The 25,401-nt window shown below is 68.5% G+C and carries 25 protein-coding genes; 22 read left to right on the top strand and 3 right to left on the bottom strand.

The annotated features are described in order from the left end of the window. The first annotated feature begins 63 nt into the window (after window positions 1-63). From ACX80U_RS15750 to ACX80U_RS15690, 13 genes are all read left to right on the top strand, one after another. Complete coding sequence (locus ACX80U_RS15750; RefSeq protein WP_459269102.1) at window positions 64-1,989, top strand: polysaccharide biosynthesis protein; 1,926 nt, start codon at window positions 64-66, stop codon at window positions 1,987-1,989. Continuing rightward, window positions 1,986-3,008, top strand: a complete 1,023-nt coding sequence (locus ACX80U_RS15745; RefSeq protein WP_133080846.1) for a glycosyltransferase family 4 protein — start codon at window positions 1,986-1,988, stop codon at window positions 3,006-3,008. The genes ACX80U_RS15750 and ACX80U_RS15745 overlap by 4 nt, the downstream gene beginning before the upstream one ends. Before the next feature lie 148 nt (window positions 3,009-3,156). Then, the gene (locus ACX80U_RS15740) at window positions 3,157-3,669 is read left to right on the top strand and encodes a hypothetical protein (RefSeq protein WP_459269101.1); all 513 of its coding nucleotides are present in this window, start codon (window positions 3,157-3,159) and stop codon (window positions 3,667-3,669) included. Window position 3,670: 1 nt separating this feature from the next. Continuing rightward, the gene (locus ACX80U_RS15735; protein ID WP_244186259.1) at window positions 3,671-3,988 is read left to right on the top strand and encodes a hypothetical protein; all 318 of its coding nucleotides are present in this window, start codon (window positions 3,671-3,673) and stop codon (window positions 3,986-3,988) included. An 85-nt stretch (window positions 3,989-4,073) separates the two neighbouring features. Then, complete coding sequence (gene atpB / locus ACX80U_RS15730) at window positions 4,074-4,895, top strand: F0F1 ATP synthase subunit A (RefSeq protein WP_133080844.1); 822 nt, start codon at window positions 4,074-4,076, stop codon at window positions 4,893-4,895. A gap of 75 nt (window positions 4,896-4,970) precedes the next feature. After that, on the top strand, window positions 4,971-5,186 hold the full coding sequence (locus tag ACX80U_RS15725) for an ATP synthase F0 subunit C (RefSeq protein WP_019481292.1): 216 nt from the start codon (window positions 4,971-4,973) through the stop codon (window positions 5,184-5,186). A 50-nt stretch (window positions 5,187-5,236) separates the two neighbouring features. Continuing rightward, window positions 5,237-5,791, top strand: coding sequence for a F0F1 ATP synthase subunit B (locus ACX80U_RS15720; protein WP_133080843.1), 555 nt, complete (start codon window positions 5,237-5,239; stop codon window positions 5,789-5,791). Continuing rightward, a complete protein-coding gene (locus tag ACX80U_RS15715) occupies window positions 5,791-6,603 on the top strand; it encodes a F0F1 ATP synthase subunit delta (protein WP_459269100.1) in 813 nt (270 codons plus the stop codon). The genes ACX80U_RS15720 and ACX80U_RS15715 overlap by 1 nt, the downstream gene beginning before the upstream one ends. Window positions 6,604-6,702: 99 nt before the next feature. Next, window positions 6,703-8,337 carry a F0F1 ATP synthase subunit alpha gene (gene atpA, locus ACX80U_RS15710; RefSeq protein ID WP_133080841.1) on the top strand — a complete coding sequence of 545 codons (1,635 nt, stop codon included), beginning with the start codon at window positions 6,703-6,705 and terminating at the stop codon, window positions 8,335-8,337. Window positions 8,338-8,428: 91 nt separating this feature from the next. Further along, a complete protein-coding gene (locus tag ACX80U_RS15705) occupies window positions 8,429-9,322 on the top strand; it encodes a F0F1 ATP synthase subunit gamma (RefSeq protein WP_133080840.1) in 894 nt (297 codons plus the stop codon). Between the two features lie 85 nt (window positions 9,323-9,407). Next, window positions 9,408-10,871, top strand: a complete 1,464-nt coding sequence (atpD, locus tag ACX80U_RS15700; protein ID WP_133080839.1) for a F0F1 ATP synthase subunit beta — start codon at window positions 9,408-9,410, stop codon at window positions 10,869-10,871. A 5-nt stretch (window positions 10,872-10,876) separates the two neighbouring features. Next, window positions 10,877-11,170 carry a F0F1 ATP synthase subunit epsilon gene (locus tag ACX80U_RS15695; protein ID WP_133080838.1) on the top strand — a complete coding sequence of 98 codons (294 nt, stop codon included), beginning with the start codon at window positions 10,877-10,879 and terminating at the stop codon, window positions 11,168-11,170. Between the two features lie 10 nt (window positions 11,171-11,180). Further along, complete coding sequence (locus tag ACX80U_RS15690; RefSeq protein WP_133080837.1) at window positions 11,181-11,612, top strand: DUF2550 domain-containing protein; 432 nt, start codon at window positions 11,181-11,183, stop codon at window positions 11,610-11,612. 34 nt (window positions 11,613-11,646) lie between these two features. On the opposite strand, the gene ACX80U_RS15685 is transcribed toward ACX80U_RS15690, so the two are convergent. Continuing rightward, window positions 11,647-12,855, bottom strand: coding sequence for an N-acetylglucosamine-6-phosphate deacetylase (locus tag ACX80U_RS15685; RefSeq protein ID WP_208741503.1), 1,209 nt, complete (start codon window positions 12,853-12,855; stop codon window positions 11,647-11,649). A 38-nt stretch (window positions 12,856-12,893) separates the two neighbouring features. Then, window positions 12,894-13,589, bottom strand: a complete 696-nt coding sequence (gene nucS / locus ACX80U_RS15680) for an endonuclease NucS (protein ID WP_208741502.1) — start codon at window positions 13,587-13,589, stop codon at window positions 12,894-12,896. A gap of 347 nt (window positions 13,590-13,936) precedes the next feature. Here nucS and ACX80U_RS15675 point away from each other — a divergent pair, with 347 nt between their 5' ends. The 3 genes from ACX80U_RS15675 to ACX80U_RS15665 all read left to right on the top strand — a co-directional run bounded on the left by ACX80U_RS15675 (window position 13,937) and on the right by ACX80U_RS15665 (window position 16,548). Then, window positions 13,937-15,169: a hypothetical protein gene (locus tag ACX80U_RS15675; RefSeq protein WP_459269099.1), complete on the top strand. Its 1,233-nt coding sequence runs from the start codon at window positions 13,937-13,939 to the stop codon at window positions 15,167-15,169. Between the two features lie 118 nt (window positions 15,170-15,287). After that, window positions 15,288-15,611 (top strand): hypothetical protein, encoded by a 324-nt coding sequence (locus ACX80U_RS15670; RefSeq protein WP_133080833.1) that lies wholly within the window; start codon window positions 15,288-15,290, stop codon window positions 15,609-15,611. A gap of 133 nt (window positions 15,612-15,744) precedes the next feature. Beyond that, on the top strand, window positions 15,745-16,548 hold the full coding sequence (locus ACX80U_RS15665) for an alpha/beta hydrolase (protein ID WP_208741500.1): 804 nt from the start codon (window positions 15,745-15,747) through the stop codon (window positions 16,546-16,548). Window positions 16,549-16,560: 12 nt separating this feature from the next. On the opposite strand, the gene ACX80U_RS15660 is transcribed toward ACX80U_RS15665, so the two are convergent. Further along, window positions 16,561-17,874, bottom strand: coding sequence for an AI-2E family transporter (locus tag ACX80U_RS15660; RefSeq protein WP_459269098.1), 1,314 nt, complete (start codon window positions 17,872-17,874; stop codon window positions 16,561-16,563). Between the two features lie 297 nt (window positions 17,875-18,171). Here ACX80U_RS15660 and ACX80U_RS15655 point away from each other — a divergent pair, with 297 nt between their 5' ends. From ACX80U_RS15655 to ACX80U_RS15630, 6 genes are all read left to right on the top strand, one after another. Beyond that, window positions 18,172-19,917: a hypothetical protein gene (locus ACX80U_RS15655; RefSeq protein WP_133080831.1), complete on the top strand. Its 1,746-nt coding sequence runs from the start codon at window positions 18,172-18,174 to the stop codon at window positions 19,915-19,917. A gap of 59 nt (window positions 19,918-19,976) precedes the next feature. Continuing rightward, window positions 19,977-20,933, top strand: coding sequence for a tetratricopeptide repeat protein (locus tag ACX80U_RS15650; RefSeq protein WP_133080830.1), 957 nt, complete (start codon window positions 19,977-19,979; stop codon window positions 20,931-20,933). A 62-nt stretch (window positions 20,934-20,995) separates the two neighbouring features. Beyond that, window positions 20,996-22,108, top strand: coding sequence for an NADH:flavin oxidoreductase/NADH oxidase (locus ACX80U_RS15645; protein ID WP_459269097.1), 1,113 nt, complete (start codon window positions 20,996-20,998; stop codon window positions 22,106-22,108). 64 nt (window positions 22,109-22,172) lie between these two features. Then, a complete protein-coding gene (locus tag ACX80U_RS15640) occupies window positions 22,173-22,982 on the top strand; it encodes an ABC transporter ATP-binding protein (RefSeq protein WP_459269096.1) in 810 nt (269 codons plus the stop codon). Beyond that, entirely contained in the window at window positions 22,964-24,529 is a 1,566-nt protein-coding gene (locus tag ACX80U_RS15635) for a transporter (RefSeq protein ID WP_459269095.1), read from the top strand. Before ACX80U_RS15640 ends, ACX80U_RS15635 begins: the two co-directional genes overlap by 19 nt. A gap of 179 nt (window positions 24,530-24,708) precedes the next feature. Then, a complete protein-coding gene (locus ACX80U_RS15630; protein WP_459269094.1) occupies window positions 24,709-25,374 on the top strand; it encodes a DUF6318 family protein in 666 nt (221 codons plus the stop codon). Window positions 25,375-25,401 lie beyond the last annotated feature (27 nt).

Here is a 25,401-nt window from a genome sequence, read left to right as displayed (position 1 = left end):
GCCCCCGGCGGTCGCGCCTCCGGGTGGAACGCGGTGTCGGCCTGCATGACACCGTTAGGAATCATGGCACTCAACGAAGGCCGGGCACCCGCCCGGAAATCCGGCTCCACTGCAGCGGCTCCGTCCGGCGACAAGCCGGCGATCTGGCTGTGGTCGCAGTACCTTCTCGACGCTGCGGCCTGGATCGTGGCCATCCTCCTCGCGCTGATCCTCCGCTACGAACTCCTCGTCAAGGAGGTCAACGTCCCCGGGATCGCGGCGTTCTGCGCCGTGGCCGTCGTCGCCCAGCTGGTGGTGGGACTCAGCTTCGCGCTGTACCGGGGACGCTACAGTTTCGGCAGCTTCCACGAGGCGAAACTGCTCGTGATCGTCGCGGTCCTCGTCGCCGTGATCCTGGTGCTCGTCAGCGTGGCGTTCTTCACGGTCATCGAGGTGCCGCGCAGCATCGGCATCATCGCCTTCCCGTTCGCCTGCATGTTCCTGGCCGCCACGCGCTACCTCAAGCGCATGTACGTCGAGAGCAAGGCGAAACCGGGGGAGGACGCCCAGCGCACGCTGATCTACGGAGCCGGTTTCCTCGGCAACTCCCTCGTCGGCCGCATGATGCAGGACCCGGGATCGCCCTACTTCCCCGTCGGCCTGATCGACGACGACCCCGCCAAGAAGCACCTGCGCCTGGCGTCGGTGCCCGTCCTCGGCAGGATCGACGACCTGCGCGACGTCGCGGCCCGCACCCAGGCCTCCGTCCTCGTCATCGCCTTCGCCGACGTCGAGGCCGCCCAGGTGCGCCGTGTCTCGGACCTCGTCGCGGGCCTCGGCATCAAGGTGCTGGTCCTGCCGCCGCTGCGGGACATGCTCGGTGGTGCCGGCGCGGGCATCGCCGACTTCCGGGAGGTCGCGGTCGAGGACCTGATCGGGCGGCGCCCGGTGGACATCCACCCGGACGAGGTCGCGGGCTACGTCACCGGGAAGCGGGTCCTGGTGACCGGTGCAGGGGGGTCGATCGGGTCCGAACTGTGCCGCCAGCTCGCCGGCTTCCTCCCCGCGGAGCTCATCATGCTGGACCGCGACGAGACCGGCCTCCAGTCGACGCAGATCTCGCTCACGGGCCGGGGACTGCTCACGGGCCGCGACACCGTCCTGGCCGACATCCGCGACGCGGACGCGCTGCTCGACATCTTCGAGGACCGGAAGCCGGAGGTCGTCTTCCACGCCGCGGCCCTCAAGCACGTGTCGCTGCTGGAGCAGTATCCGGAGGAGGCCTGGAAGACGAACGTACAGGGCACCCTGAACGTGCTCCGGGCATCCTCGGCCGTCGGCGTGACCAACTTCGTCAACATCTCCACGGACAAGGCGGCCGACCCCACCAGCGTGCTCGGCCACTCCAAGCGCGTCGCGGAGAGGCTCACGTCCTGGCAGGCGGAACGGACCGGCCAGAAGTACGTCTCCGTTCGCTTCGGCAACGTCATCGGGAGCCGCGGCTCCATGCTCCCCCTCTTCACGGAGCAGATCCGCAACGGCGGACCGATCACGGTGACCGATCCCGAGGTGACCCGGTTCTTCATGACCATCCCGGAGGCCTGCCAGCTCGTCGTGCAGGCAGGGGCCATCGGCAGGGGAGGGGAGGTGCTCATCCTCGACATGGGGGAACCCGTGAAGATCCTCGACGTCGCGCAGCGCATGATCGCGATGTCCGGCAAGGACATCGACATCGTCTTCACGGGCCTGCGGCCCGGCGAGAAGATGCACGAGGACCTGATGGGCGCGGGGGAGGACGACTCCCGTCCGCTCCACCCCAAGATCTCCCACACCTCCGTCGCCCCGCTCGACCCCCAGCGGCTGAGCCTTCGGGAATGGAAGGCCGAGGGCGGCTTCGACGGCCGGCGGAGCATCGCAGCCGTCGGCGGCGAAGGCGGTGCCGGACCGGCATCACCGGGCGGAGCGAGCGCCTCCCCGTCCCGCTCGGGTGCCGGCGGGCCGGCGTCATGACCGGACTCCTCACCCTCGTCGCTCTCGTCGCACTGGGTCTCTCCCTGGCGCTGCCCGTCGTCGTCAAGCCGTTGCTGAGGACGCTGGGCGTCATCGACATCCCGAACGACCGCTCCTCGCACAGCACGATCGTGATCCGCGGCATGGGAGTTGCCGTGGCAGTGGCGCTCCTGGTGGCGCTCGCGCTCTCCCTCGCGACGGGTCTGGTCGCCGTGGACCGGTCGCTCATCCTGATCATCATCTGCATGGTCGGCGCCTCGGCCACCCTCGGCTGGATCGAGGACTTCCGCGGCCTGTCCATCCGGGTGCGCCTCTCGGCGCAGCTGCTGGTCGGCGTGATCGGCACGGCGGCGCTGGCCACCACCATCGACGACAGCAGCTACTGGTGGGTCCCGATCGGGGCGATCGCCCTCGCCACCTACATCAACGCCGCGAACTTCATGGACGGGATCAACGGGATCTCGGGCATGCACGGACTCGTCGTCGGACTCTTCTACTCGCTGGCCGGCGTGCTCAGCGACCAGCTGTGGCTGACTGTCGCGGGCCTCGTGGTGGCGGCGGCCTTCGCCGGGTTCCTGCCGTGGAACCTCGGCCGGGGGTTCGTGTTCCTCGGCGACGTCGGCAGCTACCTCCTCGGTGCCTCCATCGCCGCGATCGCGGTCACGGGACTGCTGGCGGGGGTCTACCTCGAATACCTGCTCTCGCCCGTCCTGATCTACCTCGCCGACACCTTCACCACCTTTCTGCGCCGTGCCCGCCGGGGCGAGCGCCTGTACACCGCGCACCGGCAGCACGTGTACCAGCGGCTCACGGACACCGGCCTCAGCCATGTGCAGGTCTCGATCCTCGTCAGCGTCCTCTCCGCCCTGACGGCGGCGGCGGGATTCGTGCTGGCCACCGCGACGGCGCCCCTCGCCGTCACGGCGTCCCTGTTCGCCGCGGCCGTCGTCGCGCTGTACCTGTATTCGCCCCGGATCTTCCGCGCCCTCGCACGGCGGCGGGTGGCCGACCGGGCCTGAGGCCCGCGGCCCGTCTTCGTGGTGCTGTAGAATTTCAGGCGCCGGGTGCGACGACGACGGATCGCGCGGACCCGCACCAGCCCTCCCGACGCCGTCGACGGAGGACCAGCAGGGCGCCGGACGGCGCAGCCGACAGAGCGGACAGCACGTGCCACGACCGGAGCACCCGGCGACCGGAGCCGACCACCCGAACCTCGTGACCGCCTCGGAGGCCACCGCGTCCCCCTGGCTCGGCATCCTCGCGCGGAGTGCCGCCGCAGGCGGTGCCGTGGCGCTGGTGCTCGCGGCCGCCGCAGCCCTCGCGACCGCACCCTCCGCGGGCCTGAGCGTCGTCTTCGGCGCCGCACTCGTCATGGCGTTCTTCGGTATCAGCCTCCTGATCGGGCACTTCACCGGCAGGACCAATCCCTCGGGTGCCCTGGGCCTCTTCGCCGTCACCTACGCCATCAAGGTGGTCGGGTTCGCCGCGGTCCTGTTCCTCCTCGGGACGCCGGGCTGGCTCGACCGCACCTGGTTCTTCACCGGAGCGCTCGCCACCGTCATCGCGTGGCAGGTCGCCGAGGTCCTCGCGTTCTCCAGGCTGAGGACGCCCCTCTACGACGAGAGTGTTCCGGCAGCGACCGGTGCGCCGACGGCGTCCGACCCGGCAGAGGGGCACTGACATGGCAGGCACCGACCGGGGCCCGGACGAGGCTGCCGCCACGCCCCCGCAGGATATCGACGCCCGCTTCTCCAACGGCGGCTACAACGCGGGCATGGCCGTCTTCAGCTACATCATTGGCGGGATCCTGGTGTGGAGTTTGATAGGCTGGGGGCTGGATAATCTCCTCGACACGCGCTGGTTGGTGCTGGCGGGAGCGTTCTTAGGTGCAGCAGGGGGTTTCTATCTCTCCCACATGCACAATCTCACCCGGAACCATGCAGCGGACCCGCACAGGGGCTCGCCGGCTACGTCCCGCGCCGAGGCCGAACCCGAGTGATTCCCCATAACTTAACGAGTCGGACCAGTTCCACTGCGACCGAACAGATCTTGCCCAACGATGGACACTGCAGAGAGGAAACGCGTTGATCGCGCTTGCGCTCCCGGCCGCAACTACCGAAGAGGGATTCGTAGCCCCGACGATCGAGGACACCCACTACCGCGACATCCTCCCGTGGGGCGGCGAGTACGGCGTCCTGCTGGACCCCGGTTTCGGGAAGCAGATGCTGCTGACCATCCTCTCGGTCGTCCTCATCGCCACGTTCTTCCTGATCGCCTCCCGCCGCCGGCAGCTGGTCCCGGGGAAGGTGCAGTTCCTCGGTGAGGCCGCGTACGGTTTCGTGCGCAACTCCATCGGCAAGGACATCATCGGCGGCCGCGACTTCCTCAAGTACGTCCCCTGGCTCTTCACCGCCTTCTTCTTCGTGCTGGTGAACAACATCTTCGGGGCCGTCCCATTCCTGCAGCTGCCGACGTTCTCCCACCCGGGCAGCGCCTACGGCATCGCCGCCATCTTCTTCCTGCTCTGGGTCGGGATCGGCCTCAAGAAGCACGGCATCCGCTACTTCAAGCTCGCCGTCGTCCCGTCGGGCGTCCCCTGGTACATCCTCCTGATCGTGGTGCCGATCGAGATCATCTCGAACTTCATCGTCCGGCCGGTCACGCACTCGCTGCGACTCTTCGCGACCATGCTCGCCGGCCACCTCATCGTGACCCTGGCCGGCTCGGCCATCGAGTACATGGTCATGACGGGGAACATCCTGCTGCAGGGCACGAGCGTGCTGGTCCTCGTCGGATCGGTCGCCATGTACATGCTCGAGGCGCTGATCATGATCCTCCAGGCCTACGTCTTCACGCTGCTCGCCGCGATCTACATCGAAGGCGCGCTGCACGCCGACGCCCACTGATTCACACAAGTCTTCCCCGTCGGGGATGATCCCAAACAACCTGTCGCACCAAGGCGGCATCTTGAAAGGAACACAATGGAAGTACAGGGTAGCCTCAACCTCGTTGGATACGGTCTCTCCGCAATCGGCGGTGGTATCGGTGTCGGCCTCGTCTTCGCGGCCTACATCAATGGCGTAGCTCGCCAGCCTGAGGCACAGCGTGTCCTCCAGCCCATCGCCTTCCTCGGCCTCGCACTGACCGAAGCCCTCGCGATCCTGGGCCTCGTCTTCGCCTTCGTCATCGGCGCCTGATCAAGCCGTCCTGACCGACCGAAGACACGTTGAAGAAAGACGGGTGAAAAATGCTTAACGCAGCGATTATGGCGGCGGAAGAGGGCTCCAACCCTCTGATCCCTAACCTCTGGGAACTGCTGGTGACCGTTGTCGGCTTCGCCGTCCTGCTGTTCATCGTCTTCAAGTACGTCATGCCGGCGTTCGAGAAGACATTCGCAGAGCGCACCGAGGCGATCGAAGGCGGTATCGCCAAGGCAGAGGCCGCACAGGCCGAGGCCAACGCGGCCCTCGACGAGTACAAGCAGCAGCTTGTCGATGCTCGCACCGAGGCGAACCGCATCCGTGAGGAAGCCCGCGCCGAAGGCGCTCAGATCCTCGCGGACCTCAAGGAGAAGGCGGCGGCCGAGTCCGCTCGCATCACCGAGCAGGCTCACGTGCAGATCGAAGCAGAGCGCCAGGCCGCAGTGGTCTCGCTCCGCGCCGAGGTCGGTACGCTCGCCACCGATCTCGCGAGTCGCATCGTCGGGGAATCGCTCGCCGATGACGCCCGTTCGTCGCGTGTCATCGACCGGTTCCTCGCGGACCTCGAGACCTCGTCGCAGAGCGCAGGTGCAGCGAAGTAATGGCAGGAGTATCGAGCCTCTCCCTCGCAACGGTCCGTGAAGGACTGGAGTCCCGGCTGCCCGGCACGAGCCTGGCGCTGGCCGAGGACCTGTTCGGCGTGCTGTCGATCCTCGACAGCAATGCCGGCCTGCGCCGCGCGCTGACGGATCCCTCGCGCACCGGCAAGGACAAGGCCGTGCTGGTGGACCAGCTCATCGCCGGTCGCGTCTCGTCCGAGGCAGCCGGCGTGGTCCGTGACCTCGTCAACGAGCGCTGGGCGAATGCACGCGACATCGGCGATGCCCTGGAGACCCTCGCGGCCACCGTGGTCATCTCGGTGGCCGAGCAGGGCAGCGGTGTGGAGGGCTTGGAACAGCTCGAGAACGAGCTGTACTCCTTCATCCAGGTCGTGGCCTCGAACCACGCCCTGCAGAGGGCACTGTCCGAAGCACAGGCGTCGCCGGAGTCGAAGGTGGCCCTCGGCCTCAAGCTCGTGCCCCAGGCCGGCCCCGCCGGCCGGCTCCTGATCGCCCAGGCCGTGCGGTCGCCGCGCGGACTGAAGCCCGCGGCCCTCGTGGAACGATTCCTCGAGCTGGTCGCCGCACGCCAGCAGCGCTGGATCGCCGACGTCAGCGTCACCCGTCCGCTGACGGCGAGCCAGCTCGAGAAGCTGGAGTCCGGGTTGAACACCATGTACGGCCGCGAGCTCAAGGTCAACGTGAAGATCGACCCCTCACTGATCGGCGGAGTCCGTGTCAGCGTCGGAGACGAAATGGTCGACTCCACGGTGATCACGCGCTTGTCCGAGCTCCGCCGCAAGCTGGCGGGATAGGCGAACGCGCCTCGTGACATCCGTGTCACATCCACAGAATCACACACCGGTCGCCACGCATCCCACGGGGACCAACAACACAGGAGAGCAGGGACTGAGATGGCCGAATTGACCATCAACGCCGAAGACGTCCGTAGTGCGTTGAACGACTTTGCGGCGTCCTACGAGCCCGGAAACGCGGAGCGCGTCGAAGTCGGCCGCGTGACCACCGCAAGTGACGGCATTGCCCGTGTCGAGGGTCTCCCCTCCGTCATGGCCAATGAGCTGCTGCGGTTCGAGGACGGCACGCTCGGACTCGCCCAGAACCTCGACACCCGCGAAATCGGCGTCGTCGTCCTCGGTGACTACAACGGAATCGAAGAAGGCCAGGAAGTGCACCGCACGGGGGAGATCCTCTCCGTTCCCGTCGGTGACGCGTTCCTCGGCCGCGTCGTCGACCCCCTGGGCCAGCCCATCGACGACCTCGGCGAGATCGTCGCCGAGGGCCGCCGTGCGCTCGAGACCCAGGCTCCCGGCGTCACGCAGCGCAAGTCGGTGCACGAGCCCATGCAGACCGGGCTCAAGGCCATCGACGCGATGATCCCGATCGGGCGCGGCCAGCGGCAGCTGCTCATCGGTGACCGCCAGACCGGCAAGACCGCGATCGCCGTGGACACCATCATCAACCAGAAGGCCAACTGGGCTTCCGGTGACGTGAACAAGCAGGTCCGCTGCATCTACGTCGCGATCGGCCAGAAGGCATCGACGATCGCCGCCGTCCGCCAGACCCTCGAGGACAAGGGTGCCCTGGAGTACACGACCATCGTCGCGTCCCCCGCATCGGACCCCGCAGGCTTCAAGTACCTGGCGCCCTACGCCGGTTCGGCCATCGGCCAGCACTGGATGTACGGCGGCAAGCACGTCCTCATCGTGTTCGACGACCTGTCGAAGCAGGCCGAGGCCTACCGTGCGGTGTCGCTCCTCCTGCGCCGTCCGCCGGGACGCGAAGCCTACCCGGGCGACGTCTTCTACCTGCACTCCCGCCTCCTCGAGCGCTGCGCCAAGCTCTCCGACGAGCTCGGTGCCGGTTCGATGACGGGCCTGCCGCTGATCGAGACCAAGGCGAACGACGTGTCCGCCTACATCCCGACCAACGTCATCTCCATCACCGACGGCCAGATCTTCCTGCAGTCGGACCTCTTCAACGCCAACCAGCGCCCCGCGGTCGACGTCGGTGTGTCCGTGTCCCGCGTCGGCGGTGCCGCGCAGGTCAAGTCGATGAAGAAGGTCTCGGGCACGTTGAAGCTCGACCTCGCCCAGTACCGCGACATGCAGGCCTTCGCGATGTTCGCCTCCGACCTGGATGCGGCCTCGCGCCAGCAGCTGACGCGTGGAGCCCGCCTGATGGAGCTGCTCAAGCAGGGCCAGTACTCGCCGATGCCGGTCGAGCAGCAGGTCGTCTCCATCTGGGCCGGAACGAACGGCTACCTCGACGACGTACCCGTCGAGGACATCAACCGCTTCGAGACGGAGTTCCTGGAGCACCTCGGCCACACGTCGCCGATCCTCACCACGCTCGCCCAGACGGGCAAGCTCGAGGACTCGACCATCGACGAGCTGAAGACGCAGATCACCAACTTCAAGCAGGGCTTCTTCGGAGCCGGCGCGAACGGTGTCCACGCGGGCCACGAGGAGCACGAAGCGATCGACGCCGATTCGGTCGAGCAGGAAAAGATCGTTCGACAGAAGCGCTAGCGGACCTGCCGCCGGGAGGGTGAACCCCCTCCCGGCGGGCAGGACCCTGGCCTGATCGCTTCCCCCACCGGGAGCGGAGGAAAGGACAAGAATGGGAGCCCAGATCCGGGTCTACCGCCAGAAGATCGCCTCGACCACGTCGACGCGCAAGATCTTCAAGGCGATGGAGCTGATCGCGACTTCTCGCATCGGCAAGGCACGCGCACGTGTCGCATCGGCCCTGCCGTACGCGAACGCGATCACGCGGGCCGTGTCGGCCGTATCGTCGCAGTCGGAGATCGACCACCCGCTGACCACCGAGCACGGTCAGGTGCGTCGCGCAGCGGTGCTGGTGCTGACCTCCGATCGCGGCCTCGCAGGTTCGTACTCGGCCAGCGCCCTCAAGCAGGCGGAGGGGCTCTTCGAGACGCTCCGCTCGGAGGGCAAGGAGATCCAGGCCTATCTGCTCGGACGCAAGGCGCAGTCGTACTTCGACTTCCGCGGACGCGGCTACGAGCGGGTCTGGACCGGCGGCACCGATGCTCCCGAGTTCAGCACCGCCCGCGAGGTCGGTGAGGCTCTCCTGTCCACCTTCCTGAAGGACTACGAGGACGGGGGCGTGGACGAGATCCACGTCGTCTACACGAAGTTCCGCTCCATGGTCGTGCAGGAGCCGTCGGTCATGCGCCTGCTGCCGCTCGAGGTCGTGGACGAGCAGGTGCCCCAGGACGGCGAGCTCCTCCCGCTCTACGAATACGAGCCGGAGCCGGAGCAGGTCCTCGACGCACTCCTTCCGAGGTACATTGAGTCGCGCATCTTCGCTGCCATGCTGCAGGCCGCCGCGAGCGAGCTCGCCGCACGCCAGCGGGCCATGAAGTCCGCGGGTGACAACGCGACCGAGCTCATCAAGAAGTACACCCGCCTCCGCAACACCGCACGCCAGGCGGAGATCACCCAGGAACTCTCGGAGATCGTGGCCGGCGCGGACGCGCTCAACGCGTCCTGACGCTCCTGCCCATCCGGGCCCGCGAGGGCGCCGGGTGCACCGCTAGACTTAGTTCCACGCCATCTACGTAAATGAAGTGAGAGAGATGACTGCCCAGACTGTTGAACACGGTACGGACTCAGTTGCCCCCGGCGCCACCGGCCGTATTGCACGTGTCATCGGCCCGGTTGTCGACGTCGAGTTCCCGGCCGACGCAATCCCCGCAATGTACAACGCCCTCACCACCGAGATCACTCTCAACGGTGAGACCCGCCTGATCACCTTCGAGACCTCGCAGCACCTCGGCGACAACCTCGTTCGTGCGATCTCGCTGCAGGCCACCGACGGCCTCGTCCGCGGCACCGTCGTGCAGGACACCGGAGCAGCGATCTCCGTGCCCGTCGGCGACGGCGTGAAGGGCCACATCTTCAACGTCCTGGGCAAGCCCCTCGACGTCGAGGAGTCTGCGCTCGAGATCACCGAGCGCTGGCCCATCCACCGCAAGGCCCCCAGCTTCGCGTCCCTCGAGGGTTCGACGGAGATGCTGGAGACCGGCATCAAGGTCATCGACCTCCTGACCCCCTACATCAAGGGCGGCAAGATCGGACTGTTCGGTGGTGCCGGTGTCGGCAAGACCGTCCTCATCCAGGAGATGATCACGCGTGTCGCCCGCAACTTCGGTGGCACCTCGGTGTTCGCCGGGGTCGGCGAGCGCACCCGTGAGGGCAACGACCTCTGGGTCGAGATGGAAGAGGCCGGCGTCCTCAAGGACACCGCCCTCGTGTTCGGCCAGATGGACGAGCCACCGGGAACGCGCCTCCGCGTGGCTCTCTCGGCGCTGACCATGGCCGAGTACTTCCGCGATGTGCAGAACCAGGACGTGCTGCTCTTCATCGACAACATCTTCCGGTTCACGCAGGCCGGCTCGGAGGTGTCGACCCTCCTGGGCCGCATGCCGTCCGCCGTGGGCTACCAGCCCAACCTGGCCGACGAGATGGGTCTCCTGCAGGAGCGCATCACCTCGACCAAGGGCCACTCGATCACGTCCATGCAGGCGATCTACGTGCCCGCGGACGACTACACCGACCCGGCTCCGGCAACCACCTTCGCGCACCTCGATGCGACCACCGAGCTCTCGCGCGAGATCGCGTCCCGTGGCCTGTACCCGGCCGTGGACCCGCTCGCCTCGACCTCGCGCATCCTGGATCCGCAGTACATCGGCCACGACCACTACAACACGGCCGTGCGCGTGAAGCAGATCCTGCAGAAGAACAAGGAACTGCAGGACATCATCGCGATCCTCGGCATCGACGAGCTCAGCGAAGAGGACAAGGTCATCGTCGCGCGTGCGCGCCGCATCCAGCAGTTCCTGTCGCAGAACACCTACACCGCCAAGCAGTTCACCGGCGTCGAGGGTTCGACGGTCGCCATCAAGGACACCATCGAAGGCTTCTCGGCGATCTGCAACGGCGACCTCGACCACATCGCGGAGCAGGCGTTCTTCAACGTCGGTGGCCTCGACGACGTCGAGCGCCAGTGGGCCAAGATCCAAGAGCAGACCGGTAAGTAACGCCGATGGCATCACACGGCGAACTCGAGGTCGAAATCGTCGCGGCCGACCACTTCGTGTGGTCGGGCGCGGCGCGTACGGTCAACGCGCGCACCGCCAACGGGCAGATCGGGATCCTTCCCGGCCACGCCCCGATCCTCGCGATCCTCGAAGCGGGGGAACTGTCGGTGGAACCGGTCAACGGCGAACGCCTGGTGGTCGGTGTGGACGGTGGTTTCTTCTCCGTCGATTCGAACCGCGTCGTGATCGTGGCGGACAACGCCAGGGTCGGCGGTTCGGTGACTCCGGAATCCGTCTAGGCTTCCCTGCATGGAGGCACTCGGTGTGACGTTCATCTGCCTTGCGGTCGTCTTCGGCCTGCTCGTGCTCGTGATCGCCGCGTTCCTCCTCCGTCGCTACCAGCTCAACCGTGCCCTCGGCACGTTCGACGCCTCCATCCGCCTCCCTCCCAAGGGCTGGCGGGTGGGGGTTTGTCGTTATACGGACAAGAACCTGGAGTGGTTGAGCCTCCTGTCCCTGAGCCCCATCCCGAGATTCCGCTTCCTCCGCAGCTCGCTGGAGGTCGAGGGGTGGCGGGCGCCCACCGAGGCGGAACGCGTCCGGATCCAGCCGGGGGCGATCATCGTCCAGCTGGCCTACGAGGGCGAACCCTTCGACCTCGCCATGAAGTACGACGTCTACGCCGGGCTCTCCTCCTGGATCGAGGCCGGTCCCGTCATCGGTATCGGCACCTGGCGCTGAGCGGACGCCTCCCGAGGCAGCCGGGCCGGGCGGCTCAGATGTCCAGCGGCCGGACCCACGCGCCGGCGCGGAGCACGCCCCTCAGTTCCAGGTCCGGCGACACCACGACGGCGTCGGCACGCAGCCCGGTGCGCAGGCTGCCGAGCTCGTCGGCGAGTCCCAGGACCACCGCCGGGACCGCGGCCGCGGAGCGGACGGCGTCCGCCAGGCCCACGCCGGCCTCCACCGTGCAGCGCACCACATCGAGCAGGCTCCCTGAGCCCCCGGCGAGTGCTCCCGTCGCGGTCAGGACGGCGGAGTCCCCGACGAGCGAGATCTCGCTGCGCCCCAGGCGGTAGGTGCCGGTCGCGCACCCCGCCGCCGCCGTCGAATCGCTGACCAGGCAGATGTTCTCCGACCCCGCGATCGTGAAGGCCATCCGCACGGTCTCCGGGTGCAGGTGCACGTTGTCGGCGATCAGCTCGACGGCGATCTCGCCGGCTCGTGCCCGCTGCAGGAGCAGGGGTACCGGGCCGGGGGAGCGGTGGTGGATGGCCGGCATCGCATTGAAGAGGTGCGTGGCGGTCGGGCGTCCGCTGAATCCCGCGAACCCCGTGGCTGCCAGCTCCTCGTTGATCAGGTCCAGCCCTGCCGTGGCTTCCTCCGTCGTGCTGTCCGTATGGCCGATCGACGGGATGACCCCGTGCATCACGAGTTCGTAGACGAGCACGTCGCTGCCGGGCAGTTCCGGGGCGTAGGTCATGGAGGCGAGGTGCCCCCGGCCAGCGGTCACCAGCCGGGCGACGTCCTGCTGCGTCGGCAGGAGGAGGAACTCCGGGTCGTGCGCCCCGTTGCGCCGGCGTGAGAGGAACGGGCCTTCCGCGTGGATGCCGGCGACCAGCCCGGACTCCGCCGCGGCGGCGAGCCTGCCGAAGGCCGACTCGAGGTCCTCGAGGGGCGCGGCGCAGGTACTGGCGAGCACCGTCGTCGAGCCGCTGCGATGGAGGTGGGCGGCGGCCGCCTCGATGTCGGCGGCGGACCCCGAGGTGAAATCGCCGCCGCCCGCGCCGTGGCAGTGGAGGTCGATGAGCCCGGGCAGGATCAGGAATCCCTCGGGCAGCTGCTCCACCGCCTGGTCCTGGTCGTCCACCCCGGCGCCGGTGATGCGCGTGCCCTCCCAGCGCAGGACGCCGTCCTCGACGATCCCCGACTCGGTCACCAGTCGTCCGGACAGGGCAGTGGGCGTTCCGCTCGCGAGGGCCATGGTCCGATTCTAGGGTGTCGGCCCCAGGGCCGTGCGGGCTAGAAGAGCCGCGACGCGCTGTCGTCGACGCCGCGCATGGCGTCGTAGTCCAGGGTGAGGCAGTCGATGCCCCGGTCCAGCGCGAGCACGCGGGCCTGCGGCTTGATCTGCTGGGCGGCGAAGACGCCCCGCACCGGCGACATGAGGGGATCGCGGTTCAGCAGCTCGAGATAGCGCGTGAGCTGCTCGACGCCGTCGATGTCCCCGCGGCGCTTCAGTTCGATGGCGACGGTGCGCCCGGCCGCGTCCCGGGCGAGGATGTCGACGGGACCGATCGCGGTCATGTACTCACGCCGGATCAGGGTGAAGCCCGTTCCCAGCAGTTCGATCTGCTCTGCGAGCAGTCTCTGGAGGTCTGCCTCGACCCCGTCCTTGACGAGTCCCGGATCCACCCCGAGGTCGTGCGAGGAATCGTGCAGTTGCTCACGGATGCTGATGACGAGCCGATCATCGCTCTTGGCGTGCTGCACCGTCCAGACCGCGGTGATGCCCTCGGCGCGGTCCGCGTCGTCGGGCTCGCTCACGCGGAGCGTCGCGGGCGGGCTCATCCAGTTGAGGGGTTTGTAGGAGCCGCCGTCCGAGTGCACCAGGACCGACCCGTCCGACTTCACCATCAGGAGCCGGGTGGCAAGAGGGAGATGCGCCCGGAGGCGGCCGACGTAGTCGACGGAGCAACGGGCTATCACTAAACGCACAAGCATCCTTCAGATCTACCGGACGGACCGTCCTGCGGGCGATGGACCATCGGTGCGCAGGACCTGTCCATTCTAGGGGCGCACGGCACGCCCACCGAACCCGACGGGTACCGTCCACGACCTCGTGAGTGGCGTGCGGGCGAGAGGCCAGTAGCGCCGGCCGCAGAATACGCGCCCCTCCGGGGAAGACGAGTATCCGCGGGCGTTGTCCGCACCATCCTGCCCGCTCAGACTTTAGGGGGAGCCGCCACGCAGGAATCCGATGCGATCGTTCTCCTTCGCCTGGTCCTCCCCGAAGATCCCACATGAGCCGACTACCCGCGACGTCGCGAGGCAGGAACACAACCATGAGATCACGCAGATTCGCGACCAGCGTCGCCGCCGTCGCTCTCCTCGTCGGCGGTGCGGTGGGACCGCTCGCGCCGGCCGCCCATGCCGACCACACCCGGCAGCACACCTGCGACCAGGCCGGCGGCCAGTTCACCCAGGGTGCACTGCCGGGACAGGACCGCTGCGTCGTGGTCGTGACCACTTCGATCACCGGGCCGTTCGGCCGTCCGACGAGTTCGCTGGGCGATCCGGTGGCCGTGAACTCCCCATTGACGACCGAGACGCCTGTCGTCCCGACCGGTGCGCCGGGCGTGCGGACGGAGACGCGCGACGTCGGGGACCCCGTCGTCGTCGAGGGTGAGCGTCGCGGGGAACCTGAGGTGACCTCGGAGGAGGTCGACGCCGGCGAGGCCACGGTAGCTCCGGTCGTCGTCGCCGGGACACCCGAGGTCGCAAGCCGCACCGAGCGTGGAACACCCACCAGCACCGACGCACCCGGCACGCGCAACTGCGAGCGGGTCAACAACGAGAACGGAACAAGGGGCATCGAGCGGTGCGAGCGGACCGTCGTGACCACCACGACCACCCCGACGACCGTCACCACCACCACCACCACGCCCCAGCAGCGCGTCACCACGACGACCCAGCCGAGGCAGACCGTCACCACGACGACGACGCCGGTGACGGACGTCTTCACCTCGACCCAGCAGCAGGAGTCGTGCGTCACCACCACGCAGCCGACGTCGTTCACCAGGACCAGCACCCAGCTGACCACGCAGTCGCAGATCGTGACCTACCAGCAGCGGACCATGACGACGACGACCACGAGCACCTTCCGGTACGTCGGCGGCGGACCCGGCACGCTGGAACTGGTCGTCTTCCCGGTAGCCCCCAATCCGCGGGTGCAGACCTCCACCACCGCCGCGGAGCCGCTCGTGGCGACGGTCGGACTGATCGCCGGTCCGCCGCAGGTCACCGTCGAGACGCTGCCGGGCCAGGACATCGTGACCACGACCTGCGCTCCTATCGCCCCCGAGATCACGACGGCCGACGGCGAGACCACCGAGGACGTGGAGAGCGTCTCGGCTCCGGCCGCCCCCGTGATCACGGTCGCACGAGAGGATCTGGACCCGATCGTCACCGAGACCACCGTGCCCGGACCACCCGTCGTGACCGTCAGCACCCGCGGAACCGGCAGCACCTGCTTCAACAATCCCTCGACGGCGGCCCAGCGCGCCAACCGCTGCTGACAGGGTCCCCCGACGCGCGACCCTTCCCGTCCCCACCAGGACCGGGAAGGGCGCCGACGGACGCAGGCTCCGGTAGCACCGGTCCGCGCATTCCCCGTCGATCGTGCAGACTGGGACGGTGCCCCGTTCCAACCGTCCGAACCGCCCGCGTGGTTCCGCCCGACCCAAGTGGGCCGCACCGCCGGAGGTGGACCTCGAGCGGGCCCGCGCGGGACTGCCGCTCCGTGAGTCGGCTCCCGACGGCGAGTGGTCGGTCCGGCGCATCACCGAACGGAACGCGGCCAAGACCTACACCTGCCCGGGCTGCAACTCGGCCATCCTGCCGGGTATCGCCCACCTCGTCGTGTGGCGCGAGGATTCGCTGTTCGGACCCGAGACGGCCCTCGCGGACCGGCGGCACTGGCATGTGAGGTGCTGGCAGACGCGGAGCTTCCGCTACTGACTCGCTACTGATGCGCTGCCGGTCGTCCTGCCGACACGCTACTGATGCGCTGCCGATCGTGCAGCCCGTCGTCCTGCCCGTCGTCCTGCCGGTCGTGCAGCCGGGCGGAACGCGGCCGACCTAGACTGGGGGGATGGCCAGCGATACCCCCTCCTACACCTTCACGACCAGCGACGAGGCGGTGGAGATCCGGGCGTCGACGGTACTCCCCGCGGACCGCCGGAACATCGAACTGCGGACCGCGGACGGCCTCACCCTCGTGGGGGAGTTCGCGGCGCCCGCAGGACGCGCCCCCGCAGCCACCCTGGTGACGCTCCACCCCCTGCCGACGCACGGCGGTTTCATGGACTCCCACGTGTACCGCAAGGCGTCCTTCCGGCTGCCCGCCCTCGCCGACATCGCGGTGCTGCGCTTCAACACCCGCGGCACGTGCTCGCCGCGCGGCTGCAGCGAGGGGGCGTTCGACGGCGGCGACGGGGAACGCCTCGACCTGCAGGCCGCGGTCGACTGGGCGGTGGCGCAGGGACTCCATCACATCTGGCTCGTGGGCTGGTCCTTCGGGACGGAACTGTGCCTGAAGTACGGAGCCACGGATCCGGTGGCGGAACTCATCGAGGGGGCCATCCTGCTCTCGCCGCCGCTGCACCGCGCCGACGACGGCGATCTCGATGCCTGGGGCGCGAGCGGACTGCCCCTGAAGGTCCTGGTCCCCGAATTCGACGACTACCTGGTGCCCGACGACGCCGCGGCACGCTTCTCGCGGGTCCCGCAGGCCGACGTGACGGGCATCGACGGGGCCAAGCACCTGTGGGTGGGGGAGAAGTACGCGGCCCGGGCGCTCAACGAGATCGTCGGCGTCGTCCGCCCCGAGCTGTCCCTGCCGCTGCCCTCGCAGTGGCTGGGACCGGCCGCCGTCGCGCCGTCACCGGCAGGCTGAGCTCGGAAGCGGTTACTGGCTGTCCTGGCGCGCGATGAAGACTTCCTTCAGGAGCAGCATCACGGCCGCCGCCGTCGGGATGGCGATCAACGCGCCGAGGACGCCGAGGAGGCTGCCTCCCGCGATCACCGCGATCACCGCGACCGCGCCCGGTACGGCGACTGCGCGCTGCATGATGCGCGGTGAGATGAAGTACGCCTCGAACTGCAGGTAGGCCACGTAGGGGATCGCGAACAGCAGGGCCGTGTGCCAGCCGACGGTGAGCGCGATCAGGCTGACCAGGACGGCGGCGATCGTGCCGCCCACGAGCGGGATGAAGGCGAGGAGTGCGACGACGAACGCCAGCAGCACGGAGAACGGGACGTCGGCGAGCGACATCACGATGAACGCGAAGGAGCCGTTCAGCAGTGCCACGCAGGCCTGCCCGATGACGTACATGCCGACGCTGCGCGTGATCTCCTCGGAGAGGACCTCGACGCGGGGCCTGCGCGAGCGGGGGGCGAGCCTGTACGCCCACTTCTTGATGGAGGGCAGGGATGCGAGGAAGTACAGCGCGAGGACCAGGATCACCAGGGTGCCGAAGAGTCCGTTGAGGATCACGGTGCCCACCCCGAGGACGCCGCCGAAGATGCCGCCGACCGCCTCGCTGTTGGCGAAGAACCTGTCGATCTCCGAGCTCACGCGGTCCCGCAACTGGAACTGTGCGTCCACCGTGGTGAAGAACTCCGACTTGAGGAAGTCGTCCGCGTAGCCCGGGGCCCGATCGACGATCTGCGAGGTCTGGCTGACGATCGTCGGGATCAGGAGGGCGAAGAAGCCTGCCACGATACCGACGAGGATCGAGAGGGACACCGCGATGCCCGCCGGCCGCGGTACGTGCTTGGTCTCGAGCCACCGCACGATCGGGTCGAGTCCGAGCGCGATGAACAGCGCCGCCCCGATCCAGACGAGGAGCTGGCCGACGTTCGTGATGATGAAGAACGCCAGGAGCGCGAGCCCCACGCCCACGCTCATCATGAAACCGAAGTGGATGGGGTGCGCGCGCATGCTCCGGGGATAGGCGCCACCGAACTTCAGCCGTTCGTCGCTCAGTGACACGTCCGGGTCGACGGCGACAGGATCAGGCTCGCGCTCCGGCGGGAACTCGAAGCGCGGCCGGGGCTGGGCCGACGGGAGCGCCCTGCGTGCGACGGTGAAGAGCGACCGCAGGGTCGACGGCGGGGTTCCACCGATCGGAGGACCCGCGGGAAGCGGTGCGTCCTCGCTCCCCGTCTGCTCGGGCCGCGGGAGCGGCTGGTCGAGCGGGACGTCCTGGTGGTCTGTCAACGAAGAGCTCTGCTTTCACGTGTCCGGTGCTGTCACCGCGGGTGGTCCGACTAGCGAAACCCTAACAGTGAGGGGGATCCGGACGGCGTTCTTGACGAAGAGGGACCCGCGCCGTGTGCCGTGCGGCCCCGGACTCACCCTGGTGCTGGTGGGCCTGTGCGCGTGACCGGTCCGGCCGGGCGATGTTCGTTACCATTGGGTGACTATTCCTGAGTGGCCTGGCGCGGCATGCTGCGCCGGGCCATCAGAGCGGAAGGGGCCACGCGGTCCGCCGTAACGGACGACGATAGGCAATCAGTGCGCGGAAAGACAGCAGTACCGATCATCGTGGCAGGGCTCCTGCTGATGCTCCTCGGCATCGGGCAGCGGACCGTGTGGGCTCCCGCCGAGACCGTGACCGCGAGTCTCGCGCAGGACACCCAGGCGGCGCCCGTGACGGTGATCGAGTCCGGCGCGCGCGGTGGGACGAGCGGACCCGTGGAGGTCACCGTGGAGGCGGACGGCCCCTTCACCCTCGCCGTCGGCCGTGCCTCCGACGTCGAGGCATGGGTGGGGGCGGCCGCCCACCTGAGCGTCACGGACATCAGCGAGGAGACGCTGACCTCGGAGTACTCCGACGGTGAGGCGAGCGTGCCCGATCCCCGCGGCAGCGACCTCTGGGTCAGCGAGGAGCCCGGCGACGGCACGCTGACCTACCGCTGGAGCGAACCGGCGGAAGGCGACTGGTCCATCCTGCTCGCGGCCGACGGCCAGAATCCTGCGCCGAGCCAGGTCTCGGTCACGCGACCCAATGACGAGTCCACGCCCTTCGCCCTGCCGCTGGTCATCGGCGGCGCGCTCGTCACCGTCCTCGGCATCGCGCTCCTGTTCATCGCACCGCGGAGTCGGGGCGACCGCGGGACCGACGCGGCCGAGGGCACCCGGGCCTACGCCCGCAGGCACGCACAGGCAGGGAAGGGGGGCGCGACGGCCACCATGGCCGCGCCCGGTCCCGTCCTGATCGTCACGGGCCTGGTCGGTGCCGGATCGCTCCTGGGCATCGCGCCGGGGATGGCGACGACGACGCCGTCGCCCTCGGTCACCCCGTCCTCCACGTCCACCGCCTCCCCGACCGCGGCTGCCACCGGCGCGCCGTCGGCCGGCAGCGAGGCCAGCGGTCCGCCGGTCGTCGTCGAGAGCCAGCTCGAACGCATCCTCGATGCCGTCGCCTCGACCGTGTCCGACGCCGATGCCGCCGCCGACGCAACACTCCTCGCACCCCGGGTCGCCGGTGCTGCGCTGGACCTGCGCACCGGTTCCTACGCCGTCCGCGCCAAGGACCAGAACGCTGCCGCTCCCGCGCCCGTCGCCGCCGACCCGGTCCTGCTGGACATGATCCCGACCGGCGCCGAATGGCCCCGGACGATCGTCGCGCTGACGCAGGGCGACGACAACGCGGTGCCGCAGGCCCTGCTGCTCGTGCAGGACACGCCCCGCGACAACTACAGGCTGACCTCCGCGGTCCAGATGCTCCCGGGCAGCACCTTCCCGTCGCCGCCGGCGCCGGGCGCGGCCGGCCCGATCCCGCTCGACGCGTCCGGGCCACTCGCGGTCGCGCCGCAGGGTGCCGTCGCCTCGATCGCCGACTTCCTCACGACCCCTGCGGGTGCCAATGCCGGTACCTTCGAGGAGAACTCCTTCGCCGAGGCGATCACGGGGTTCCAGGCCGGCGTCGTGGCGGACCCGGGCAACACGGCCGCGAACATCACCTTCACGCACCAGTCCCAGGCGGACCGCACCCAGGCGCTGCTGACGGGCGACGGCGGGGCGATGGTGTTCGGGTACCTCACCCACACCTACTCCAGCGTGCCCAAGGCCGCCGGTGACACGATCGACCTCACAGGCACGGTGTACCAGTCCCTGACCGGCACCGACACCAGCGAGAAGGGGATCGACGTCAACTATGGGGAGGCCGTCATGATGTACGTACCACCCGCAGGCAGCGACGATAAGATCCGGGTCATCGGCGCCGCCCAGCAGTTGCTGTCCGCCACGCTCCGCTGAGCCGAACCGGCAGGAAGCGACCCGGGTCCCACCACCAGCAGTCAGAGAAAGGCAGAGCATTGTCCACACCAGCACAGCGCGGCGGGATGCCGCCGTCGAGCATGAACCTGCGGGGAGCGGTGGACCTGTCCGCGCTCAAGGCACGCGCCGACGCCGCCGCACGCCCTGCAGCGGCGCGGCAGGCGTCCGCGGCGCCCAGCCCGTACATCGTCGAGGTGACGGAGCAGACGTTCCCGCAGCTGGTGCAGCTCTCGTCCCAGGTGCCCGTGGTGGTGAACCTCCGGGCCACCTGGAGCGAGCAGTCCAACCAGGTGACGGCCGTCCTCGAAGCCGCGGCCGTGGAGTTCGACGGACGGATCCTCCTGGCCAATGTGGACCTCCAGGCGCAGCCGCAGATCGCCCAGGCGTTCCAGGCGCAGGGCGCTCCCACGGTCGTCGCCGTGGTCAAGGGACAGCCGGTACCCCTGTTCGAGGGGGTCCTGCCCGACCCCCAGATCCGTGCGTACCTCGACGAGCTCATGAAGGTCGCCGAGGCCAATGGCGTGACCGGAACGCTCAACGACGGTTCCCAGCCCGGTCCTGCCGACGCGGAGGAGCCGCCGCTGCCGCCGCTGCACCAGGCGGCCTTCGACGCCATCGAGGCGGGCGACTATCCGGCTGCCGCGGCGGCCTACCGCCGGGCGCTCGCCGAGCAGCCGGCCGACGCCGACGCCAAGGCCGGGCTCGCTCAGGTGGAACTGATGCAGCGCGTCCAGGACCTCGACGCCGCGGACGTGCGGCAGCGCGGGGCCGACGAGCCGGACGCGGTCGACGCCCAGCTCGCCGTCGCCGATCTGGACATCACGGGTGGCCATGTCGAGGACGCGTTCAACCGCATCATCGCCTTCATCGGACGCACCGCAGGCGAGGACAAGGAAGCGGCGCGCAAGCGCCTGCTCGAGCTGTTCGACGTCGTGGGCGTCACCGACCCGCGCGTGACCAAGGCCCGCGCGGCGTTGGCCCGCGCCCTGTTCTAGGCGTCGTCCGGGCCCTGCCCCGATCCACACGTTCCGACCCAGTTCCCGATCCCGAGGATGGCATGACCTCCCCAGCTGCAGCGGCCGGTACCTCCGGCCTCTTCGACCCCATCTCGCTCCGATCCCTCGACCTCGCGCACCGCGGCTGGGTCGCGGCCATGTGCCAGTACTCCTGCGATCCAGCCGTCGCGGCCGGCGTGCCGACCGACTGGCACCTCGTGCACCTCGGCCAGTTCGCGACGGGCGGTGCAGCGCTGATCATCACGGAAGCCGCGGCCGTCAGCCCCGAGGGGATGATCAGCCCCCGCGACGCCGGCATCTACACGCGCGAGCAGGCCGAGGCGTGGCGCCGCATCAACGACTTCATCCACGAGCACAGCGCCGTCGGGACGAAGACCGCCGTGCAGCTCGCCCATGCGGGCCGCAAGGCGTCGACCTACTGGCCGTTCAGCGGCAGGAACGGCTCGGTGCCGGAATCGGAGGGCGGCTGGCAGACGCTCGCTCCCACCGACGAGGCGTTCGGCAGGTACGCGGCGCCGCGCGCCATGACCGAGGACGATATCGAGAAGGTCGTCCGCGACTTCGGAGCGGCCGCCGCACTCGCCGTCGACGCCGGCTTCGACGCCCTCGAGATCCACGCAGCCCACGGCTACCTGCTGCACCAGTTCCTCTCGCCCCTGGTGAACACCCGGACGGACGGCTGGGGTGGCTCGGAGGAGGCACGTTTCCGGCTGACCCTCGACGTGATCCGCGAGGTCCGCCGCACCGCCCCGGAGACCATGCCACTCCTGCTGCGCATCTCGGCGTCCGACTGGACCGAGGGCGGGCTCGACGGCGCCACCTCCGCACGGCTCGCGAAGCGGGCTGCCGAGGAGGGCGTGGACTTCGTCGACGTCTCGTCCGGTGGCGCGGTACCGTCGGCGTCCATCCCGGTCGGGCCGGGTTACCAGGTAGCCCTCGCGGAGGAGGTGCGCACCTCCGGCGTGCCCACCGGTGCCGTCGGGATGATCAGCGAGCCGGCCCAGGCGGACGAGATCATCCGGAACGCGCGTGCCGACGTCGTCCTGATCGCACGGGCGGCGCTGCGGGATCCGCACTGGTGGATGCGGGCGGCCCACGAGCTCGGCCAGGACCTGGTGCCGGCGCCCCAGTACGAACGCGCGGGATCGTTCTGACGGGCGTGCCTTCTCCTCCTTTGGGATGACGAGAGGCGCGAGGGCGCGTTGCTAGCGTGGAAGCATGAGTTCCCTTGTGCCACCACCGTCCGACGAGAACAATTCCGAGGCGAAGGCCGGCACGGCTGCGTTGAGCATCCGCGGACTGGCCAAGCGCTTCGGCGAGAAGATCGCGGTCAACGGTGTCTATCTCGAGGTGCCGCCGGGTTCGTTCTACGGGCTCGTGGGACCGAACGGTGCCGGCAAGACCACCACCCTGTCGATGGCGACGGGCCTGCTGCGCCCCGACTTCGGGCAGGCCCTCGTCCACGGTGTGGATGTGTGGGCACAGCCCCTCGAGGCCAAGAAGCTGATGGGCATCCTGCCCGACGGCGTGCGGCTCTTCGACCGGTTGACCGGCGAGCAGCTCGTCACCTACGCCGGGTTGCTGCGCGGCATGGACCGCGAGACCGTCATGGAGCGGACAGGGGACCTGCTGCGTGCCCTCGACCTCACCGGTGACGCAGGCACGCTCGTGGTGGACTACTCGGCGGGCATGACGAAGAAGATCGCGCTGGCGTCGGCGCTCATCCACGCCCCGAAACTGCTGGTGCTCGATGAGCCCTTCGAGTCCGTCGATCCCGTCTCGGCGGCGAACATCCGTGACATCCTCGCGGGCTATGTCCGGTCCGGCGGTTCGGTCATCGTCTCGAGTCACGTCATGGACCTCGTGCAGCGCATGTGCGACCACGTCGCCGTCATCGCCGCCGGCACCGTCCTCGCCGCAGGGACGGTGGACGAGGTGCGCGGAGAGGCGACGCTCGAGGAGCGCTTCGTCGAACTGGTCGGGGGACGCAACACGTCGGAAGGGCTGTCGTGGTTGCGGACCTCCTGAAGCTGAAGCTCCTCCTGCTGCGCAATTCGTTCAAGCGGAGTACTGCGCAGCTGATCGGCGTGATCCTGGGTGGCCTGTACGGCCTGGGCCTGCTGTCCGTCATCGTGGTCGGGCTCGTGCTCCTGGGCACCGCGGACATCTCCCTCATCCGCACGATCCTCGTGATCGGCGGATCGGCGGCGGTGCTCGGCTGGATCATCATCCCGATCGCAGCGACCGGCATCGACATGACGCTCGATCCGGCGAGGTTCGTGACGTTCGCGATCCCGATGCGGCAACTGCTGGCCGGCCTCGTCCTCGGCGGCCTGCTGGGTATCCCCGGAGTGGTGACGCTCATCGCCGCACTGGCGCAGGTGGCCACCTGGATCCGTTACCCCGCCGCCGCCCTCACCGCACTGGTCTGTGGCCTTGTGGCCGTCCTGCTGTGCGTCGTCGCGTCGCGCCTCGTGACGACGGCCGTGTCCTCCATGACGGGGTCGCGCCGTTTCAAGGACGTGAACGGCATCGTGGCGTTCATCCCGCTGATCTTCCTCGGACCGATCATCGGGGGAGTGACGGCCGGATTCCAGAATTCGCCCGGCTTCGCCGCGTCCCTCGCCGACGTCCTCGCCTGGACTCCACTGGGCGCCCTGTGGGCGGCCCCGGCCGATGTCGCCGCGGGGGAGCCCGGGCTCGCCGTCGTACGCTTCCTGATCGGTGCGGCGACCCTGGTGCTGTTCCTGGTGCTGTGGAGCCGCAGCCTCGGTCACGCCCTCGTCACTCCTCCCTACAACGCGGTCACCAAACGAGCGGGTGGCAACCTCGGCTGGCTCGGCCGGTTCCCGTCGACGCCCGCAGGTGCCATCGCTGCCCGGGCCTTGACCTACTGGCTGCGGGACCCGCGGTATTTCGCCTCGCTCATCGTCATCCCGTTCATCGCCGTGCTGCTCTACTTCTCCGGAGGGGCATCGGGCGGCGGGTTCGCCTTCCTCGGACCCATCAGCGCGTTCCTGCTGGCCTGGTCCATCTCCGCCGACATCTCGTACGACAACACCGCCTTCAGCCTGCACCTCTCCACCGGGGTGAGCGGACGTGATGACCGTCTGGGCCGGGCGGCGGCCCTGCTGGTCTTCGCGCTGCCCATCACTCTGGCGTTCACGGTGGTGCCGCCGCTCATCACGGGGCGTGCCGAGGACCTGCCGGTCCTGTTCGGCCTGTCGATCGGACTGCTGCTCACGGGGACGGGACTGGCCAGCGTCGTGTCGGCCCGCTACACCTACAACGTGCCGCTGCCCGGCGAGAGCGCCTTCAAGACGCCGCCGGGGACGAATTTCACGATGTTCGCCGTGCAGTTCATCGGCTGGTTCGTGATGCTGCTGCTCTCGTTGCCCGAGATAATCCTGGCCATCGTGTACTTCGTCACGGGAGACGCGCTGTTCGGCTGGCTGACCCTGGTCATCGGATCGGTGCTCGGCGTGATCCTGCTCGTCGTAGGCATCCGCTCCGGAGGTCGATGGTACGACCGGAGGGCTCCGGAACTGCTGCTGTCGGTGTCCGCCAACCGGTGACCTGCTGATCGGCCCGGCGGGGTCGAAGCACCTGAGCGGAGTCAGTACGGCTGGCGAGGGTTGCTCCGGACGTCGGAATTTTCACGGCTTTGGTCTGTGCATAACCTGTAGCTGCCCGATGGCTCGGGGCTATGCTAGGGCGATTCCGGGTAGGTGACCGACTTCGATGGGGGCGTGCCGTGTTCTCTGTGGGTGCAAGGAGCCGGGAGCGGGGAACGCCGGCGCTGGCGGGAGCGGTCATCGCGGTGATGCTGCTGACGGGATGTCAGGGCGACGGCGATCCTTCAGCCAATCAGACGACTGCGAAGGCGTCATCGCCGGCAGCACCCACCACGGGTGGGCCAACCCCCACAGCTCCGGTGGCCCCAGAGCCGTCGCCAGCGTCGTCGGCGGGTCCTGCTGCCAATGTCCCGGTCCCCGTCAAGCCTGCTCTTGCGGACGAGAACTCGAAGGAGGGCCTGGAGGCCTTCACCAAGTACTGGTTCGAGTTGTTCTCCTATGGCTACGAAACAAATGACTGGGCGGCGTACGACGAAGTAACCGACCCGGGCTGTCAAACTTGTGCGAACTTGACGGGGCAGGTCCGCGATTTGTACGCAGAGGGAGGCTGGATAGAAGGAGGACTCGTCCGACTGAACTCGGTACAAACTGAATACATAAAAAACACCGCTGGCTCGATCAACTCCTTCGTCGACTTAGAGCAGGACAGCCTGATTTATTATGATCAAGAGGGCTCTGAAATTAATAGGTCTGAGGCGCTCCCATCAACGATAAATGTTACGATTGCTTTATGGAGTGAAAGTCATTGGATAATGCTTGACTTCGGCTCTCCTGAAGGAACATAAAATGGGACAGCAATCAGTAGTCGGTGT

Source organism: Arthrobacter sp. TmT3-37 (assembly GCF_054510835.1).
This window is presented reverse-complemented; position numbering and strand designations above follow the sequence as displayed.

Bases quoted from the DNA above. Each gene is read 5' to 3' on its own strand.
- ACX80U_RS15750 (WP_459269102.1), top strand. From the start codon at position 64: ATGGCACTCAACGAAGGCCGGGCACCCGCCCGGAAATCCGGCTCCACT.
- ACX80U_RS15745 (WP_133080846.1), top strand. From the start codon at position 1,986: ATGACCGGACTCCTCACCCTCGTCGCTCTCGTCGCACTGGGTCTCTCC.
- ACX80U_RS15735 (WP_244186259.1), top strand. From the start codon at position 3,671: ATGGCAGGCACCGACCGGGGCCCGGACGAGGCTGCCGCCACGCCCCCG.
- ACX80U_RS15725 (WP_019481292.1), top strand. From the start codon at position 4,971: ATGGAAGTACAGGGTAGCCTCAACCTCGTTGGATACGGTCTCTCCGCA.
- ACX80U_RS15720 (WP_133080843.1), top strand. From the start codon at position 5,237: ATGCTTAACGCAGCGATTATGGCGGCGGAAGAGGGCTCCAACCCTCTG.
- ACX80U_RS15715 (WP_459269100.1), top strand. From the start codon at position 5,791: ATGGCAGGAGTATCGAGCCTCTCCCTCGCAACGGTCCGTGAAGGACTG.
- atpA (WP_133080841.1), top strand. From the start codon at position 6,703: ATGGCCGAATTGACCATCAACGCCGAAGACGTCCGTAGTGCGTTGAAC.
- ACX80U_RS15705 (WP_133080840.1), top strand. From the start codon at position 8,429: ATGGGAGCCCAGATCCGGGTCTACCGCCAGAAGATCGCCTCGACCACG.
- atpD (WP_133080839.1), top strand. From the start codon at position 9,408: ATGACTGCCCAGACTGTTGAACACGGTACGGACTCAGTTGCCCCCGGC.
- ACX80U_RS15695 (WP_133080838.1), top strand. From the start codon at position 10,877: ATGGCATCACACGGCGAACTCGAGGTCGAAATCGTCGCGGCCGACCAC.
- ACX80U_RS15690 (WP_133080837.1), top strand. From the start codon at position 11,181: ATGGAGGCACTCGGTGTGACGTTCATCTGCCTTGCGGTCGTCTTCGGC.
- ACX80U_RS15685 (WP_208741503.1), bottom strand. From the start codon at position 12,855: ATGGCCCTCGCGAGCGGAACGCCCACTGCCCTGTCCGGACGACTGGTG.
- ACX80U_RS15675 (WP_459269099.1), top strand. From the start codon at position 13,937: ATGAGATCACGCAGATTCGCGACCAGCGTCGCCGCCGTCGCTCTCCTC.
- ACX80U_RS15665 (WP_208741500.1), top strand. From the start codon at position 15,745: ATGGCCAGCGATACCCCCTCCTACACCTTCACGACCAGCGACGAGGCG.
- ACX80U_RS15645 (WP_459269097.1), top strand. From the start codon at position 20,996: ATGACCTCCCCAGCTGCAGCGGCCGGTACCTCCGGCCTCTTCGACCCC.
- ACX80U_RS15640 (WP_459269096.1), top strand. From the start codon at position 22,173: ATGAGTTCCCTTGTGCCACCACCGTCCGACGAGAACAATTCCGAGGCG.